The sequence below is a fragment of the Stygiolobus sp. CP859M genome, assembly GCF_037389975.1.
Classification (GTDB): Archaea; Thermoproteota; Thermoprotei_A; order Sulfolobales; family Sulfolobaceae; genus Stygiolobus.
On sequence record NZ_JBBHKS010000013.1, the window covers coordinates 71,107 to 88,898 of the forward strand.

The following is a 17,792-nucleotide window of genomic DNA, read 5'->3' on the forward strand; positions in this document are numbered from 1 at the left end:
GACTTTAACGTAACTTAAAGATTTTCATCAGCCCCGGCGGTCCACCTAAATAACGTTCAACGAACCTGAGGAACGCCTCCACGCTCCTCAGGTTAAGAGCCCCTATCAGCTCCCTGACAACATTGGTCATGATGGTGAAGATCGTGAGGTAACCCTGAAGCCTCTCTCTCCTCCAGAACGAAGAGTCCTCCAGTCCCAAGGCCTTCACGTCCCTGTGAAGCTTCTCGATCTCCCACCTCATCCTCCATGCCTCCTCGATCTCCTCCTCGCTGAGCGAGAGATCAGTCGTGTAGAGATACCTAACGTGTGTACCGGAGTCACCTTTATATTCTTGGACTAACAATTTTACCGTAATCACTTGGGCTCCCAAGGTTAGGTCGGCGTAGTAGACTCCGGGGGGTAAGTCTCCCACTCGGAGGTGTCCCTCCACCTCCTCGAGGGTCCCCCGGGCCGACTCGACCCTGAGGAGCCTCCGGTTGGACTTGAGCTCAGACACCACGTTGTCCTTCACGAGCTTCTCAGACCAGTACCACGAGTCGAAGACTACCCTGGACACGCGGAAGTACCCCTTGAGTACGTCCAACATCTCCTTGGCCAAGTCGATCTTGGTCTTGAACTCGTTGACAATCCCCAAGTCCAACATCTTCCTCACGGCGTAGGGGAAAGCCCCCACCATGAACGTCCTGCCCGTGGAGAGGTCCACTATGGCGACCGTGAGGAGCTTGACCCTCTCGAACCTCCGGTGGGCGTGGCAGTAGATCCAGTAGTTTCCGTGGGGGCTCACGTCCTTTCCTCTGGAGTACTCCTTGTGGTCCACGGTGTCGTCTATGATGGCAACAACCTCACCCTTCACCAGCCCCGACAGGACCTTCAAGTAGTCCTTCCACGCGTCTTCGAGTTCTCCCAACGCCTCCAGTAGGTTCGCGTAGTCCAACCCGAACGTCTCGGCAACATTCTTCACGCTGGCCCTACCACCTAGCAGGGTCATGAGGACTAGTGCTAACTCGACCTTCTTGCTCCTCCCGTTCCTCCTGATCACGCCCAGAACTTGGTTGACCGCCTTGACCAACCTCTCCTTAGCTAACTCGATTTGTCCTTTTCCGTTTGACATCTTTTCAGTATGAAGACGTCTAAAATTAAAAACTTCTCGCTAATACCGACTTCTTGGTATTACCTCCCTAAGATTCCCATAACTGCTGAGAATTAATAATAATCTAAACTCCTCTCTCCTCACCACCCCCTTGATTACGGTATATAAGGAGTAGAGTACAAGGGCTAGTACGAAGATCAATATGCGGAAAACAAACTTAGTAGAACTAGTAAAAGGAAGAAAAGCCTTGTGTTCATATAAGAGGTCTCTATGGGACCTCTCACCTTATTGTACAAATCCAACACTTCCCTCTTGGACAGATCTAGATTAGTAGCCCTAGCAAAATAAACAAGCCTCTTCTTCTTTCTCCTAACCTTCTCCTTGCTGTACACGAGGAGCCTGAACTTGACCTGCTTATCCTTCCTATGCCTCTTACTATTAGTCATGTAATCGCCATCAAACTCCTCATAAACCTTCACATCCCCAACTGGGACGGCAACTATGTACTTAAACTGTGAAATGAAGTTGAGCACATCCACAGTGTAGAAACCAGCATCAAGAGTTATCAACCTTATCTTGAACCCCATTGCAATAACTTGCTCCACAAGAGCCTTCACTATCTCGTCCTTAGTCATACCGTTCACTTGCGGAATAAAGGCAAGTAAAAGTACTCTCCCCTTATATTTGGTTGTTGCAGTTGCGTAGTTCCACGAGCTTCCCTTCTCTGAACTTCCGAGTCCTTTCACCGGTTTCCCGTACCACGTCTTTGTTGTCCAGTCAATCGAGAGGTCTACCTCCTTTACTCCCTTCAGTACTTCTAAGGATATTTTCTTAACATTTTCCAATAGTTTTTCAATTACTTCTATCCCTTGTTTCTCTACGTAGTTCCTCACGGTCTGTGGGGATACGTCATACGCTCTGGACTTGTTCTCTACTGAATCGTTCCACAAACAAGCGGAGATGAGGGTTTTTGCTACCTTTTCTCCTTTCTTTCCCTTAAAGCATGGAAAGTAATTTATATCCTATTTGTTGAATGTTTGGTGAGGGAGACCCGGTGTTACCATCTTCCTATCTCACGTGGTAATATTCTATCTCCCTCACCTTAAACCCTTTCTTCAATTCTTTACATTCTTATAAATTTCCTTATCTTTCACGGATTAGATATTATCCTATCAGAAATATTTTTGTAGTATGATTTTGGGTCTACCGTTCTGGAGGAGAGAGAGGCTTCAGGGGTACCTCACGGTCTTCACCATCATGACCAACGTTGTCAGGGAGCTGATAGGGGAGCTGAACCTGAGGAGCGTGGAGGCGTCCCTCAGGTTTGTTGAACATTATTTAGGCGGACCACCTGGGCTGATGAAAATCTTTAAGTTACGTTAAAGTCCCATAACTGCTGTAATCTATTTAAAATCTCCTCTAAGTAATAATAGTGGGGGACAATTTGGAGTATTATCTATCCAACATTTCTTCTGTAAAGAAAGACCAAGTTCCGATAAAGGGGTCAAAAGGAGCTTACATCCAGTGGCTTGTCACAAAGGATCATGGAGCCCATTACGCAGTCAGAAAGTTCACATTAGAGCCACATGGCGTAATACCGATGCACGTACATAAATACCAAGAGACTGTCATCATAACTAAAGGTAAATGCAAGGTATGCGTAGCCGACAAGACCTACGAGATGAAAGCTGGTGACTTCATTTTCATAGATTCTAATGTAAAACACTCCTTCGTGAACGGTGACTCAGAACTGGAATTCTTCTGTGTAATCGATTACACAGACGACATGAGTATAAAGACGTTAGACGAGGAGTGCAAGTGAAAGAAAAAAGTCACTCGTAATACGTCTGAGCTTGTTCTCTGAGGAAGGAGAGTAAGTAATAGGGTCCTCCCGCGTTTTTCCCAGTCCAACCCGAATGCTTCCAACCCCCGAAAGGTTGTACTCCGGGCATTGCACCGGTAGTAGCCCCTACAGTCCTATTTGCGTAAACAACACCGGCTTCTATATTGTTAAAGAAGTATTCGATCTCTTTCGGGTCTTCACTGAAAATACCAGCGGTTAAGCCGTATTCTACGTCACTAACTCTCATTAAAGCCTCATCTAACGTCTTAACTTTTCCAACTAACAGTATGGGTACAAAAAGTTCAGTCTTCCACAACCAGTGGTCATAAGGTAAGCCAGTGACGACTGTAGGTTCTACATAATATCCTTTGTTCTCCTCCACGACTCTTCCTCCTATTACTATCTTCCCTCCGCCTTTCACAGCTTCATCTACAAACCTCTTGTACTTCTCTACAGCACCTCTGTTTATCAAGGGTCCTAAAAAGACGTCCTTTTTTCTAGGGTCTCCAATCTTGGTCTCTTTTACTTTATCGACCAATTTTTCTACAAACTTATCGTATACACTTTCAAATACGTATACCCTAGAGGTTGCACTGCACTTCTGACCACCAAAGCCGAAAGCCCCACGATATACACCCTCAACAGCCTTGGTAAGGTCCGCCTTATCAGTTATTATCACGGGGTTCTTACCACCTAGCTCCATCACTACCGGTCTAGGGTCTCTTTCAATGAAGCGTTTTGCCAAGGAGTGCCCCACGTCCTTAGATCCCGTAAATGCCATTCCGTCAGATCTTGTTAACATGAAATCAACGATATCCTTTCCGCTCCCTGTGATGTAATTCACCACACCCGGTGGAAAACCGGCCTCTAACATTATTTTAACTAAGTTGTATGCGGAAAGTGGCGTGTCGGAAGACGGTTTTATCACGGCTGTGTTCCCGGTAATAACTGCCCCGAGGGCCATAGTAGTAGTTATTGCCAACGGGAAGTTGAAGGGAGCTATTACAGCCCAAGATCCGTAGGGCTTCATCACTGAGTAGGAGTGTTCATTCTTATACATCCTTGAGTCCATCTCATGATTAAAACCCCTATTAATCAGGAGGATGTAAGCGTAGTAGTTGAAGTAGTCTATAGTTTCGTCAACCTCAGCTATAGCCTCGTATCTGTTCTTACCATTTTCGAGGGTAATGGTAGCGGCTAACTCGAACTTCCTCCTCCTAATCAGCTCAGCAGCCCTTTTAGCCGCTTCGACCCTGTCTTTCCATGACGTCAGCCTCCAACTCTTAAACGCTTCTTTTGCGGCCTTGAAAGCTTTATCTATGGCGTTTTCATCAGCTATCTGAAACCGTCCTATGAGAATCGAAGCGTCTATAGGAGACCTGACTTCGAAAGTCTTACTTGTCTTTACTTCCTCTTCTCCTATTATCAGTGGGTACTCTTCTCCAAGTCTTACTCTTTCTAATGCTTTCTCAAACTCTTGGTGGAACTCCTCCTCCCTACCTTTATACTTAGCTATAGTGTTTTCGTTTATGAATACCATATCTATAATTATAGATAACCGGAGATAAAAATGTGGTGTTGTACGTTGTTTGGAAAGTTTAACGAGAAGAGCCTAAGCCGATCGCATACCGATCTTAGGACCTTCAGTTGACATTATAAAGTAAGTAAACACAAAATACTTTATGGACACGATAGAAGAAGCGTATTCAATAAGACTGGTTTCAGAAGTGAAACTAAGTCAGAAGGGTCTATTACATACCGAGACGTGGATAGAAGGGAATGAGTATAAGTCAAGCATCTACCTTGATAAGAATAGGATTACTTTCGGCGGAAAGGAGTCCTTACCATCGATCAACGGAGAGGATCTCTACTACGTTTTAAACGGAAGAACACTCGTCAAGCAAAGTCCTTACGGAGAACCTAAGAGACTCTTTACTCTCGGTAAGATACATAAGTTCGTCTTCCATAAGGACGGGATTTTAGTCATAGGAGAAAAGAAAGATAAAAAAGAAGGCCACTTCGTGGCTAAAAAACTGAAGTATAGGTTTGACGGAAGAGGTCTACTGAGAACTAGGATGTCCTTGTTGTTGTTTGACGGAAAAGAAGTTAAGACACTTGTTGAAGGCGACTTCGACGTAACTGACGTTGCAACTAACGGAAAGAGGATCGTGATCTCTGCTACAAAAGAAAACGATGATGTGGGTCTATCCGACATTTATGAGGTTGAAGGAAATGAATTAAGGAGAATCACAAGAGGGGAGGGGAACATAACGGCTGTTGCTATGAATGAGGACGGTCAAATAGCCTATCTGGGACACCGAAAGGGTAAAACACCATGGGCAGTAAAAGAAGTAATACTACCAGAGGAGGATAAGAGTTATCTGTGCGGAAATTATTGTGGTAATAGCGTCCTCACTGACTTGTTCGACGGTGCAAAGGAGAAGTTAGTCTTTAAGAGGGGAGAAATAGTAACCACTGGTCAAGTCGGAGCTAAAACAAACGTTTACAAAGTTAGTGATAACAAGGTGGACCAGCTGACAGATGGGGATATGGTAGTCAGGAGTTTCGATTATCTAGACGGAGAACTGGTTTATGTTTACACCACTCCTGAAAAGCCTTCAATAATGTACTACAAGGGGGAGACATACGACCCTAACCCCTCAGTCAGGGGTTTAAAGCCCGAACTAGTTAGGGGAGATGTTGAGGGTTGGGCTATAATAGTGGACAAGCACGCTCCGACGATACTCTTTATCCACGGAGGGCCACACACTGCTTACGGGTACTCCTACTTCATAGAATTCCAGTTTTTCGCAAAGCACGGGTTTAACGTAATATACTCAAACCCTAGGGGTAGTCAAGGTTACGGTGAGGACTTTGCTAAAGCATGTGTAGGTGACTGGGGAGGGAAGGACATGGAGGACATCTTAAACTTCGTTAAAACTGTCAAAGAGAAATACGAGCTGACGGGTAAGATCGGCGTTACCGGGGGATCCTACGGTGGGTTTATGACCAATTGGATTGTCACAAAGACCGATATGTTCTCTGCGGCGATTAGCGAGAGGAGTATATCTAACCTCGTCAGCATGTGCGGTACGAGTGACATAGGCTTCTGGTTCAACACTGTAGAGTCCGGTATTGACGACCCGTGGAAACCTGAAAATATGGATAAGTTAATGAAAATGTCTCCCATATATTACGTAAAGAATGTCAAGACGCCTACAATGCTAATACATGGAGAGGAAGACTACAGATGTCCCATAGAACAAGCAGAACAGTTCTTTATGGCGTTGAAAATGAATGGAATCGATAGCGAACTGGTCAGGTATAAGGGTGACGGTCACGAACATGCGAGAAGGGGTAAGCCCAATAACATGAAGGATAGGCTTAGAAGAAAGCTAGACTGGTTTAACAGATATTTGAGATAGACGACCCTCCGCGTAAGATTCCTTCGTTCTCGATATAAACAATTCATATACTCTCTTTAAGTTTATGAATAATGTAAGTTCTGATTATTCGTAGTGTCTTCAACATGTGTTCGAACCATATACATCCTAAAACAAAACCGATTCTAAGGAGACATTATACTGTCGACCTAATTAATTAAAATATGTTTAAATGAACATTTTTTGATTTTGTAACAATTTAATCAAGAGATAAGCAAAGTATTTAATAAATTTCTTACTATTACCATATAATGTATCCACCCCAACTAGGCTATTATAGACCGGTCAGTCTTAGTGACGCCCTAGACTTCTTAAGTAATGAGGACGTTAAGCCCTTAGCAGGAGGTCAGAGCTTAATACCTATGTTAAAGTTTAGAATATTAAAGCCTAAGTTTCTACTGGACTTAAACCCTCTCAAGGAACTAAATCACATCTCGTCAGGAGATGATAGTGTAATCATAGGTGCTACAGTGACACATGCCAGCCTGGTTAAGAGCGGTATAGTGAGGATAGACTTGCCTCTACTTCACCAATCGGCAAAAAAGGTAGGTGATATGCAAGTCAGAAATATGGGTACTATAGGTGGTTCGTTAGCAAACGCAGACCCATCGGCAGATTATCCTGCTATAGTTACAGCTTACAACGCTAAGTTAAGGTTACAGAGTTCGAAAGGCGTGAGGGAGGTAGAGGCTAAGGATTTCTTTAAAGGGCCCTATACAACCGAGTTAAGGGAGGACGAGCTTTTAGTGGAGATCGTCTTCCCTAAACTTAAGGGATACAACTATAAGTACGCGAAAATAGTGAGGAGAGCTGGAGACTACGCATTGACTGGAATGGCTGTTTTAGCTAAAGTAGACGGAGTAGTAAAGGATATCAGAATTGCTTATACCGGTGTTTCCGACAAGCCGTTCAGACCTTACGAGTTAGAGAAGTCTTTACTCGATACTAAACCTTCTGAGAACGTAATTAGGGACTTCGCAGAAAAAGTAGCCTCTCAAGTGAACCCTCCTTCAGACTCCAGAGGATCTTCCGAGTACAGAAGAAAGGTGATGAAAGCTCTTACGGTAAACACCCTAAAGGAGGTGTTAGGTATTGTTAGTTAGACCGGGAGAAAAGGCAAAAATTAAAATAAAAGTAAACGGGATATGGTACGAAAGGGAAGTAGAGCCTAGGCAATTACTAGTCCACTTCCTGAGAGATGAACTAGGGCTTACCGGTACTAAGATAGGATGTGATACATCAACTTGTGGTGCGTGTACTGTACTCCTCAACGGTAAGAGCGTTAAGTCTTGTACAGTGCTTACAGTCCAAGCTGACGGTGCTGAGGTGACTACCATCGAAGGGTTAGACGCAAAGGAGCTTAAAGAGGCATTCAAGGAGAACTTTGCCCTCCAGTGCGGCTACTGTACTCCAGGAATGATAGTTCAAGCTCACTACCTCCTCAAGGAACATCAACATCTCTCGGAAGAGGAAATAAGGGAAGGTATTCATGGTAACATCTGTAGGTGTACTGGATATCAAAACATAGTCAAGGCAATAAGGCAAGTTGCAGGAGGTGACGGTCATGTACACGGGTAAACCAATAAAGAGGTTATATGACGATAAGTTCGTCAACGGTAAATCAACTTACGTTGATGACATACAGATATCAGCCATTTATGCAGGGTTTGTCAGGAGCCCTTACGCACACGCGCTGATTAAGTCTATAGACGTAAGTGATGCGCTAAAAGTCCAAGGGATAGTCGCGGTCTTCACGGCAAAGGACTTAGAGGTTAAGGAAGGTATAGGAATATGGACTACTTACGAAGATCCTAAGTTATGGAAATTCGTAAAAAGGAAGCCGTTGGCGGATAAGAAAGTTAGGTATGCCGGAGAACCGGTGGCTATAGTGATAGGAACTGATAAGTATTCAGTGAGGGACGCTATAGACAAAGTAAACGTTGACTACGAGAGATTACCTGCGATAGTTAAGATGGAAGATTCCTTAGAAGATAAAGTGATCATACACGAGGAGTTAAAGACTAATGTAGCTTTTGACCGGACTTACAGTGCTGGCGACATAGAGAACGCCTTTAAGAACGCGGACAAAGTAATCCCAGTCGAGATAACAAACAACAGACTCATCCCGTCACCCATGGAGCCCAGAGGCATTATAGCTAGATATGAAGGAGGCTTCCTGACGGTATGGTACTCTACACAAGTTCCCCACACAGCTAGGTCAGAGTTCTCCAGAATTTTTGGCATTCCATCTAGCAAGATAAGGGTCATAATGCCCGATGTAGGAGGAGCTTTCGGAAGCAAAGTGAATATTTTGCCGGAAGATATAAGCGTCATAGCCAGTGCTATAAAGTTGGGGAGACCAGTAAGGTGGACAGCGACTAGGAGTGAGGAAATGTTAGCCTCTGAAGCCAGGCATAATACCTTCAAAGGGGAAATTGCAGTTAGCAAAGAAGGGAGATTGTTAGGAATTAGAGGAGACTTACTGGTTGACTTAGGAGCTTATCTAACTTATACTGCCCCTCTACAACCAGCAATTATTCCTTTAATGATCCCGGGGCCATATAAGGTTAGAGATATCCATATAAGGAGTAGGGCAGTTTACACTAACACCCCACCCATAACAATGTACAGAGGAGCAAGTAGGCCCGAAGCTACATTCATAATAGAGAGAATAATGAGTATTATTGCCGACGAGTTGAAGCTGGACGACGTGAGGGTCAGAGAAGTGAACATGGTAAGGACGGACGAGATGCCGTATACGAACCCATTCGGCTTGAAGTATGATTCTGGTGATTATTTAGGCTTACTGAGGGAGGGACTGAAAGCACTCAAATATTATCAGCTCAAAGGATGGGCTGAGGAGGAGAGAAAGAAGGGCAGGAAGATAGGTGTAGGGATGGCATTTTACTTGGAGATCAGCGGTTTCGGGCCTTGGGAGTTTGGCGAAGTCAGAGTATCCGAGACTGGAGATGTATTAGTAATAACCGGAGGAACCCCCCACGGTCAAGGTACAGAAACCGCAATCGCCCAGATAGTAGCTGACACTTTGCAGATAGACATTAATAGAGTCAAAGTGGTCTGGGGAGACACTGAAATTGTCGCTGCAAGCATGGGTACCTACGGGTCGAGAACAGCCTCAGCTGCTGCGAGTGCTGCACTTGTCGCTGCAAAGGAGGTATTGGAGAAAATGAAGAGGACAGCTGCTAAGATTTTGAACGTGGATGTAGAGGAGGTCGCATATTCCAATGGAGAGTTCAGTGCAGGTGGTAAGAAAGTTAGTTGGGATGAAGTAGCTGCATCCTCTTATGCCTCAAATGAACCAGGTATTTACGCTCAAGTCACTCTGCCCGGAGATGTTACATTCCCCTATGGAGTTCATGTGGCAGTAGTTGAAGTAGACGATTATGGTATAATAAAGGTAATAGACTACAAGGCTTACGATGATATAGGTGTAGTGATAAATCCGGCTTTAGCTGAGGGGCAAATTCACGGTGGGGCTACGCAAGCTGTAGGACAAGCAACATTAGAAGAAGCTATAATTAACGACGATGGTCAGTTAGTTGTAACTTACGCTGATTACTTTATACCAACGGCTGTTGAGACACCAAAGTTTGAAAGTCACTTCGTAGAAAAACCACATCCATCCGCGTATCCCACTGGGGCAAAGGGAGTTGGTGAAGCCGCACTAATAGTTGGACCAGCTGTTATAGTAAGGGCTATTGAGGACGCCACTGGAAAGAGGTTCAATAAGACTCCCGTAAGACCTGAAGACGTAATTTAGCTTGATTAAATTCTTTTTTCTTAAACAAAGTGTCTCCAGTATAATTTTATTATACTTTTATTTTATAGTTAATAATCGTCGTATGATTTGAATGATCTACCTAGATAATTTATATATCTTCTCTTTTTAATCCTTTTCTATTTATCGAAGTTAAAAAAAGTCTTAACTTTGTAAATAATTGAAGATTAAAAAGATTTATTACTTTTAATTAGAAAAACTTATAAATTTGTTTTTTAAACAATTTTAAATGGGTGAGTTAAAAGGATGGCTAAAATGGAGTTAAATGAAGGAAATTCAACGAGAATGGAGTACATATGGCCTATACGTTTCGCTGTAGGTTGGATGTTTTTAGACGGTGGTTTAAGGAAGGCTGTACTAAAGCCTGAAAAGTTAGACCCTAACTCATCTTCATTCGTGGGAGGAAAATTAGTGAATTTCCTGCCACACGCTGGTCCGTTTAAGCCTCTCTTACTAATGACTCTAGAGAACAGAACATTAGACGTAACATTCCTCACTGTCTTCAGTTATGTCGAACTACTTGTGGGGATTATGATAGTGATCGGGTTGTTAACAAGATTGGCATCACTAGGCGCTCTAGCAATGTCTGTGGGTTTCGCTCCAGCATACTGGTTAGGTTCCACATGCGAGGACGAGTGGCAAATCGGTGCTCTATTAACAGCAGGTTCAATAGTACTAATGCTAACAGCTGCCGGAAGAGTATGGGGATTAGATCACTTCCTATATAAGAAATTCGGAGATAGGCCGATAGCTAACGTACCGATACTTAAGTGGATTAAACTGTGGTGAAAAGCATGGAAAAAGTAGTTGTTCTTGGCTTAATTTTCAGTATCTTGGTAGTGGGCTGGATACTAGCTACTGGTCAGTGGGCTTATGGAAACGTAGTAGGACCTTTAGTAAATAACTCAAAATTACCGAAGCTAGAGATCACTTATATAGACGCTTATAATACACCTCAGGGTCTATGTCTTATAATGAACATAACAGATATCGATGGTCCGGACGCTTACCCGGCTTCCGCTCCGCTAATGGAGATATACAATACAAATCACACGTTTATGGTGTTCCTAAACTCTTCACAGATATCTAACGATACCGTGAAAATAATACAAGCCCCGTGGAACGCGAATAAAAAGGACACCGTTAACTGGTATTCGGGATTCGTAGTAATATTGGGAAGCGAAGGACAGTTTCACTTACTAATAAAAGGAGTACACTTAGCCTCCGGTAAATATTACGTGAAATTATACACACCAGCAATATCTACCGGTAGGGAAGCAGTAGCGAGTTTTACTATAACGTCATAACTTTTTCTTTTTCTTTTTAATTTATCCTCACTTTTTTCTCTCGCTTTACTTTTTTTACTTTTTCTTTACAATCTTTTGTGATGGAGAATGAAAAAATAAACATAATAGTTGATATGATATTGTCTTCAGTGAACGCTATAGCTTTCACCGGTGCTGGCATCAGTACAGCTTCAGGTATACCGGACTTCAGAGGGCCTAACGGTCTTTGGAAAAAATACTCCCCTGAGCTGGCGAGTATAGAGTACTTTGAAAGGGATCCCAAAGGTTTCTGGGAGTTTTACTCGACAAGGATGAGGGGGCTATTTGAAGCGAAGCCTAACCCTGCACATTTTGCTTTAGCTGAACTCGAGAAGATGGGGCTAATAAAGTACATTATTACACAGAATATCGACGGTCTTCATCAAAAAGCTGGTTCAAAAAGCGTGATAGAACTTCACGGCACTATGAAGAGGAGCTTTTGCTCCTCTTGCTTCAGATCTTACGATTCGTCTGAGGTTCTTATGAAAATAGACGAGGGAGAACTTCCTCCTAAGTGCTCATGTGGTGGGATTATTAGACCTGATGTCGTACTCTTCGGAGAACCAGTTAAGGAAATAAATTACGCATTACAAATTGCTTACGATTCGGACTTGGCTTTAGTGGTAGGTTCCTCTCTGACTGTGTATCCAGCAAATTTGGTTCCGCAAGTCGTAAAGGAAAGAGGAGGTAAACTGATAATCCTAAACATGGAGGAAACGCCTCTGGACTTTATTGCAGACGTTGTTATAAGAGACTCCGTCGAAAAAGTCCTACCGATGATAGTTGATGAAGTAAAAAGGCAGATTGGTTTGGTCTGACTTCCTTATATAAAACATATTAGTCAGATCTGGGTAATACAGATCTGACTGGGGTTCAGGCCGTGACGCTCCTTGGGCTTAAAGCTTGCCGGGGAGCTTGGCCGCCTCCAACTCGGACCGGAAGTTGGGCAAAAAGCCCGAATAAAACATAAGGGTGAGTACAATTGGAGGCCCCCAGTTCAGGAATAGACGTATCAAAAGATAAATTAATCGTGTATTTTCAAGGTAAACTCTACGAGTTTACTAATGATAGGCAAGGGTTTGAGGAGATAAGGAAGATTTTGCCAAAGGGTTGCAAAGTAGGTATTGAGAGTACCGGAGTTTACCACGTTAACCTAGCAAAGTACTTGAATAATGAGTATGATGTTAGGATTATTAATCCCTTTATACTCAAGAAGTTCAAGGGTTTTAGGGGTAAGAAGAGTGATAAGAATGATGCTAAAAAGCTAGCAGAAATAGTTGTAAGTATGGGTAGTGAGTTTGTAACAAGTGATGCTAGGGAGTTAACAAGCCAGTGGGATTTTACTACTAGGAGTATTGCTAGGGTTAAGAATAGGTTGAGGAGGGATCTAGTACTTTTAGGCTATAGCAGTTTGTCAAAGAGGAATTTAGAGGAGGTTTTGAGGGGTGGTGGGGATAGTATTGTCATGTCTGAGGTTAGGTTTCTTTTGGAGGAGCTTGAGAGGCTTGAGGGTAGGAAGAGGGAGATTGAGGATAGGCTTAGAGAGTTAGTTCCCAAGGATAGTTTGATTTTCACCATACCCGGTATTGGTAAAACCTTGGGTTGTATTATTTTGGCTAGGGTTGGTGATGTTAAGCGCTTTAGTGATAAGAAGAGGTTTGTTGCTTATTGTGGTCTTGACCCAGTTGTTGAGTCTAGTGGCAAGAGTGTTATCACAAGGGGTATATCCAAGAGGGGTGATGCCGTTTTGAGGAGGGCTTTTTACTTGGCAGCCTTGACTGCTATTAAGGTTAATCCTGTTATCAAGCGTTTTTATGAGGAGCACAAGGGTAGGCTTAGAGGAAGGAAGTTGATTATTGCGTGTGCTAGAAAGTTGGCTATTATTACTTGGGCTGTGCTGTATTATAATAAGCCCTTTGATGCTAGTGAGTAAAGCAGGTTTCATCACTTGCGTAAGTAGTGTGGACTATGCTCAATTTTTTAGGAAAACTTTTTATACCGGAAGCTCCCCGCTCTGGAAGGGTCGAGGGTTCCCTCCTCATCGTTCTCATCATAGATTCGGGATTACATCTGGTGAGCAGTCGAGTGGCTCAGAGAACCACTCCCATTTGAAAGGGAGACTTTCATTGCTAAGCTCTAGTCCCTTGAAGGAAAGAGGCGTCACTGCTTGCTCCTCCCACAGTCCCATTAAGCTGAGGAGCTTCCGGTATAAAATTTTTCCTTAAAAATTGAGCATAGTCCACACTACTTACGCCATGAAACCTGCTTTACTCACTAATGTTAAACTGCTTATTTTAGTGCAATTAATTTATCTTTTGATACGTCTATTCCTGCAACTGGGTGCCTCCACTTACACTCACCCTTATGTTTTATTCGGGCTTTTTGCCCAACTTCCGGTCCGAGTTGGAGGGGGCTAAGCTCCCCGGCAAGCTTTAAGCCCAAGGAGCGTCACGGCCTACACCCCAGTCAGATCTGTATTACACAGATCTGACTAATATGTTTTATATAAGGAGTGTCGTTAGTATCACTAAGAGAAATTTTGATAGAGGAGTATTTAAACACGGGACTATCCATCCCCTTGGCGAGGCTTTCCGCCCCCTTAACTCCCTTTTCTGTAACTTTCAGGATTCGAAAGTGGTAACTACTGAATGTCGCTTTCGTCCTTGTTTGCTTCCTTTATCTTGTCCATTACTTTTTTCGGTAAAGCATAGTCCTCCCTCCTCTCGTTTATTCTCCCCAAGAGGACTATGCCCTTTCCCGGGACTATGTCAATTTCCCAAACATACTTATCATGATTTGTCTGCCTCATCTTTTCTATAACTACATATCTATGTAGCATTCCATCTCTTATTACTCTCCTGAACCTGATAATCCCATCAGCTACGTGTTCAACTCCGAATCCGAAAGCTTGAGACGTAGTTATTGCGTATTGTGACGTAACGAGAATTGTAAACCTCCACTTGTTAAGTACTCTCTTCAAGTAGTAACTTATTTTTCTTGCCATTGCCGGTTTATCTAAGAAGAGGGCTGAAACAGAATCGATTACAAGCCTAGCCCAACCAGGCCCTAGTTTCTGTTTGGCTTCGATCACTTTTTGCACTAAGGCTTCTGGCTCAAGTTCTGAAAGAGACCATTCATCCTCTCTTTCTTTCATAAGTGCATCTATGATTATCAACTTTGATTCCAAATACTTCTCTAAATCCCAGTTAAACATCTTAGCTTGTCTGATTATTGAGTCCCTACTTTCTTCTGTGGTTACATATATTGCAGGCTCGCCTTGTCTTAAGCCTTCGTTCACGAAACTTAGGGAAAAGATAGTCTTTCCCGTACCAGGTTCTCCAGTAAGTGCCACAAAAAAACCTTGAGGGATACCACCCTCTATGAGCTTATCAAAATCATGTATCCCTGTCGAAAGTCTGATCATTAAGATTAGTTGTCAGTGTGATAATAAATACTTTCACATGTTTTGTGAGTTTATAACAAAAATTTCCTTCTTATAATTACAAATCAAAATCCAAAAAAAATTTTAGTCTTATTGCATAAATGGTTAACTTATCTTCTTCTTAATAGAACTATAGCAGCTGCAATTATTATTATTACCAAAATTACTATGCCAGCTACTAGACCAAGGTTAATACTTGATGTCGAGGTTGTTGTAGATGGGGGTACAGTTGATGTGGTAGTAGATGTACTTGATGTCGAGGTTGTTGTAGATGGGGATACAGTTGATGTCACTGTAGGCGTTACGTTCAAACTACCGTAGCTGAATTCTTCTCTCATATTTCCGTTTACTGTCCATACAGCCTTAGCTACTATCTCATACACACCTGGTTCTAACATGGACGTGTTTATGGTTGCTTGATAAATACCGTTGCCCATATTGTTAGCGATAACTACATAAGGCTTTCCATTTATGGTTACATTACCATAAGGCTCACCGCTAACATTCAAGTACTTCAAATATACATATACTGTAGCATTAGATATCTGAGTGGGTATCAGCATCTCGGATGAGTTATCCCAGCTATACGCTGTTACATTAGCTGTGAATGTTGCGGCTTGTCCTTGCTTAACGGTCTGTAAGAATAAGTACGGATCGATTCTGAAATAGTGTGTATTAGCTGTTACAATTATCTCCTCAGCTGGTACATTCCATTCTACCCATCTGTAAGCACCGCTAGATATTAGGGGCGCTATTTTCTCTGCGTATACTAACTGCGGTGGTGTAGTGTTAAATACGTGAGCTGGAACTATAGGATATTCGTCAAGGGCAAGTATTTGCTGAATAGGGCTAGTGGAATTTAGAAATATCTCTATCTGGTAAGGACTTGTTACATTAGTCCACACTAAACTAGGAATAGTCCCAAATAGGTCGCTATTTATGAACCCGTTATCCTCTAAGTATGTGTAATTTACATGAAGTCCGTCGAAGGTATTTGTTCCCATCATACCTGGCAAGTCGTACCACCATATGGTAAAGTTAACGTCATATGCTGTTAAAGGTACTCCGTCGATCCACGTGTCATTATGCACTAAGTTTACTATTAACTCTGTACCATTAACTATTACTCCACCATTAGGTAGTTTATAGTCATGTAATGGAACTGTAGTCCAGTTCTTAGCGACCCAAGGAATTAGATAATAGGGGCTGTTAAATGTCGTTGGCATACTATAGTTAGTAACGGCTAAAGGATCATACAAGTCATTAAGTGTATTGAAAGCGTATAAGCTTGTGCTAGCATATGGGTTAATATGTCTTGGTAAATCGCTACTAACTGAAGAGAAGTAGAATGTACCGTTTAAAGCCGAACCATACGGGTGAACGTTTGCTATACTTATAGCGTAAACATCAGTAACGTTTAAGTAAATATAATTGGCCCAATCTGGTAAGTATACTCCTTGTATTGCATTATTCCATACTACTATAACGTAAGGTAATTGTTGTTGTAAAAAGTACTCTGCTTCCATTGTATAGTTAAGCATCTGTTGCGATGTAGGAGCGGTATCAGCTTCAGAAAGTACAGTATCAATAGTGGTGTTTGAGAAACCTCCAGTATTAGTGGGGCTCGTATATATACCCTCAAGCCAAGATGGGACTAGAGGTCCTAGATCAATCCATCCGAAAGTAGTTATATTAAAGCCATTATAAGGAGGTGTTGTAGCCGCTGTGAGTAAAGTTCCGAAAGAGGTAGCCTCTGGAACAATAGTTAAGTTTATCATACTAGCTTCTGTACTTAAGTATGATGCTAGCCTTTCTAATGGCGAGCTTCCAGTAGGGTATAGGAAGGTTAACTTTAAAGGTTTACCGTTATAATACCATTGTCCGTTTACATGAGTGATACCCGGTATTTTTTCTAAATACATTATAGCTCTAGTTAGGTTATATGACTCATATTGTTCATAGTATTGTGCCACTTGTGGGTTAAACCAAGACTTGTAAACTACTGGTGATACATAATAAGGATAGTCTGTACCTAAAAGTCCACTATCCCAGACGTCCTCCGTTACATTTTGAGGATTAATCAGACTACTTATTGCATACCTGAAGTATAAGTTTGCGGTCAAGTTGTTTCCGAAAGCAAACACTAGTTGTCCGAAAGATGTCACTGGAGATATAGCTACGTAAACTTTGTTTTTATAATTTGATAAAAGTGTCTCTATTTCGTCCCTGTGGTCTAATGTTGCAAAGTTAATCTTTCCTTGAATTAGTGCATTATATTCAGCCGTATGTGAAGAATAGGAATAGAGATATACTATTGTCCCTACCCAAGGCTCGCTATACCTAGCTTGATACCAGTTAAGTATAGGTGCGTTAAAGTCTGATATTGCATAACCGCTTGCTATTATTGGTTCTGATACCATGCTTACAGCGAATAGAATTAGTAGAGCAAATATAGAGGCTAACAAAATATAGTTTCCTTTCATATCAATAGTAAGTTAAGTATATGTGTATTATAAACTTTTATGAAAGATCAAGTAATGCACTACAAAAAATGAAAATTATAATACGTGATTAATTGAAACTATTAACAGAGAACAAAATTACTATAAGTTATAATTTTTTATTTTTAGACAAGAACTTAGAAATATTTCATCTACTTTCATATTGATTTTAGTATAATTTAATATCTTTAATATTATAATTTTTGTAACCCATGTATAATTGCTTAGCTAAGTATGATAAAGAATACATTTATAATGATTTTCATTAATAGAAAATTTAATTTAGGGTGTTAAAAACAGATAAAAAATCAGTTTTACTAAATAATTTTCAGGTAACCATAGAAATCAG

At 42.0% G+C, this 17,792-nt stretch carries 13 protein-coding genes and 2 pseudogenes; 10 read left to right on the plus strand and 5 right to left on the minus strand.

What is annotated here, in order from left to right:
* Positions 1-4 precede the first annotated feature (4 nt).
* Positions 5-1,111 (minus strand): transposase, encoded by a 1,107-nt coding sequence (locus tag WIW72_RS06070; protein ID WP_337721280.1) that lies wholly within the window; start codon positions 1,109-1,111, stop codon positions 5-7.
* Between the two features lie 39 nt (positions 1,112-1,150).
* Positions 1,151-2,154, minus strand: a pseudogene (locus WIW72_RS06075) (ISH3 family transposase).
* Positions 2,155-2,299: 145 nt separating this feature from the next.
* Between WIW72_RS06075 and WIW72_RS06080 the strand changes: the two are divergent.
* Both WIW72_RS06080 and WIW72_RS06085 read left to right on the plus strand, forming a co-directional pair.
* Positions 2,300-2,473 (plus strand): annotated as a pseudogene (locus WIW72_RS06080) (IS701 family transposase); the annotation flags it as partial.
* A gap of 61 nt (positions 2,474-2,534) precedes the next feature.
* Positions 2,535-2,912: a cupin domain-containing protein gene (locus WIW72_RS06085; protein ID WP_337707836.1), complete on the plus strand. Its 378-nt coding sequence runs from the start codon at positions 2,535-2,537 to the stop codon at positions 2,910-2,912.
* A 10-nt stretch (positions 2,913-2,922) separates the two neighbouring features.
* Here WIW72_RS06085 and WIW72_RS06090 read toward each other — a convergent pair whose 3' ends face one another.
* The gene (locus tag WIW72_RS06090; RefSeq protein WP_337721281.1) at positions 2,923-4,473 is read right to left on the minus strand and encodes an aldehyde dehydrogenase family protein; all 1,551 of its coding nucleotides are present in this window, start codon (positions 4,471-4,473) and stop codon (positions 2,923-2,925) included.
* Positions 4,474-4,615: 142 nt separating this feature from the next.
* Between WIW72_RS06090 and WIW72_RS06095 the strand changes: the two genes are divergently transcribed.
* The 8 genes from WIW72_RS06095 to WIW72_RS06130 all read left to right on the plus strand — a co-directional run bounded on the left by WIW72_RS06095 (position 4,616) and on the right by WIW72_RS06130 (position 13,433).
* On the plus strand, positions 4,616-6,358 hold the full coding sequence (locus WIW72_RS06095) for a S9 family peptidase (RefSeq protein WP_337721282.1): 1,743 nt from the start codon (positions 4,616-4,618) through the stop codon (positions 6,356-6,358).
* A 269-nt stretch (positions 6,359-6,627) separates the two neighbouring features.
* Positions 6,628-7,479, plus strand: a complete 852-nt coding sequence (gene cutB, locus WIW72_RS06100) for a glyceraldehyde dehydrogenase subunit beta (RefSeq protein ID WP_337721283.1) — start codon at positions 6,628-6,630, stop codon at positions 7,477-7,479.
* Positions 7,469-7,954: a (2Fe-2S)-binding protein gene (locus tag WIW72_RS06105; RefSeq protein ID WP_337703119.1), complete on the plus strand. Its 486-nt coding sequence runs from the start codon at positions 7,469-7,471 to the stop codon at positions 7,952-7,954. Before cutB ends, WIW72_RS06105 begins: the two co-directional genes overlap by 11 nt.
* Positions 7,941-10,157, plus strand: coding sequence for a glyceraldehyde dehydrogenase subunit alpha (gene cutA / locus WIW72_RS06110; RefSeq protein ID WP_337721284.1), 2,217 nt, complete (start codon positions 7,941-7,943; stop codon positions 10,155-10,157). The genes WIW72_RS06105 and cutA overlap by 14 nt, the downstream gene beginning before the upstream one ends.
* A 264-nt stretch (positions 10,158-10,421) precedes the next feature.
* The gene (doxD, locus tag WIW72_RS06115) at positions 10,422-10,964 is read left to right on the plus strand and encodes a thiosulfate:quinone oxidoreductase large subunit (RefSeq protein ID WP_337703122.1); all 543 of its coding nucleotides are present in this window, start codon (positions 10,422-10,424) and stop codon (positions 10,962-10,964) included.
* Between the two features lie 5 nt (positions 10,965-10,969).
* Complete coding sequence (locus tag WIW72_RS06120) at positions 10,970-11,482, plus strand: TQO small subunit DoxA domain-containing protein (protein ID WP_337703124.1); 513 nt, start codon at positions 10,970-10,972, stop codon at positions 11,480-11,482.
* A gap of 80 nt (positions 11,483-11,562) precedes the next feature.
* Positions 11,563-12,318, plus strand: a complete 756-nt coding sequence (gene cobB, locus WIW72_RS06125) for an NAD-dependent protein deacetylase (protein ID WP_337721285.1) — start codon at positions 11,563-11,565, stop codon at positions 12,316-12,318.
* Between the two features lie 164 nt (positions 12,319-12,482).
* A complete protein-coding gene (locus WIW72_RS06130; protein WP_337721286.1) occupies positions 12,483-13,433 on the plus strand; it encodes an IS110 family transposase in 951 nt (316 codons plus the stop codon).
* A gap of 708 nt (positions 13,434-14,141) precedes the next feature.
* Here the strand turns inward: WIW72_RS06130 and WIW72_RS06135 are convergent.
* Positions 14,142-14,924, minus strand: a complete 783-nt coding sequence (locus tag WIW72_RS06135; RefSeq protein WP_337721287.1) for a KaiC domain-containing protein — start codon at positions 14,922-14,924, stop codon at positions 14,142-14,144.
* A 128-nt stretch (positions 14,925-15,052) separates the two neighbouring features.
* Positions 15,053-17,425, minus strand: a complete 2,373-nt coding sequence (locus WIW72_RS06140) for an ABC transporter substrate-binding protein (protein ID WP_337721288.1) — start codon at positions 17,423-17,425, stop codon at positions 15,053-15,055.
* Between the last annotated feature and the right edge of the window lie 367 nt (positions 17,426-17,792).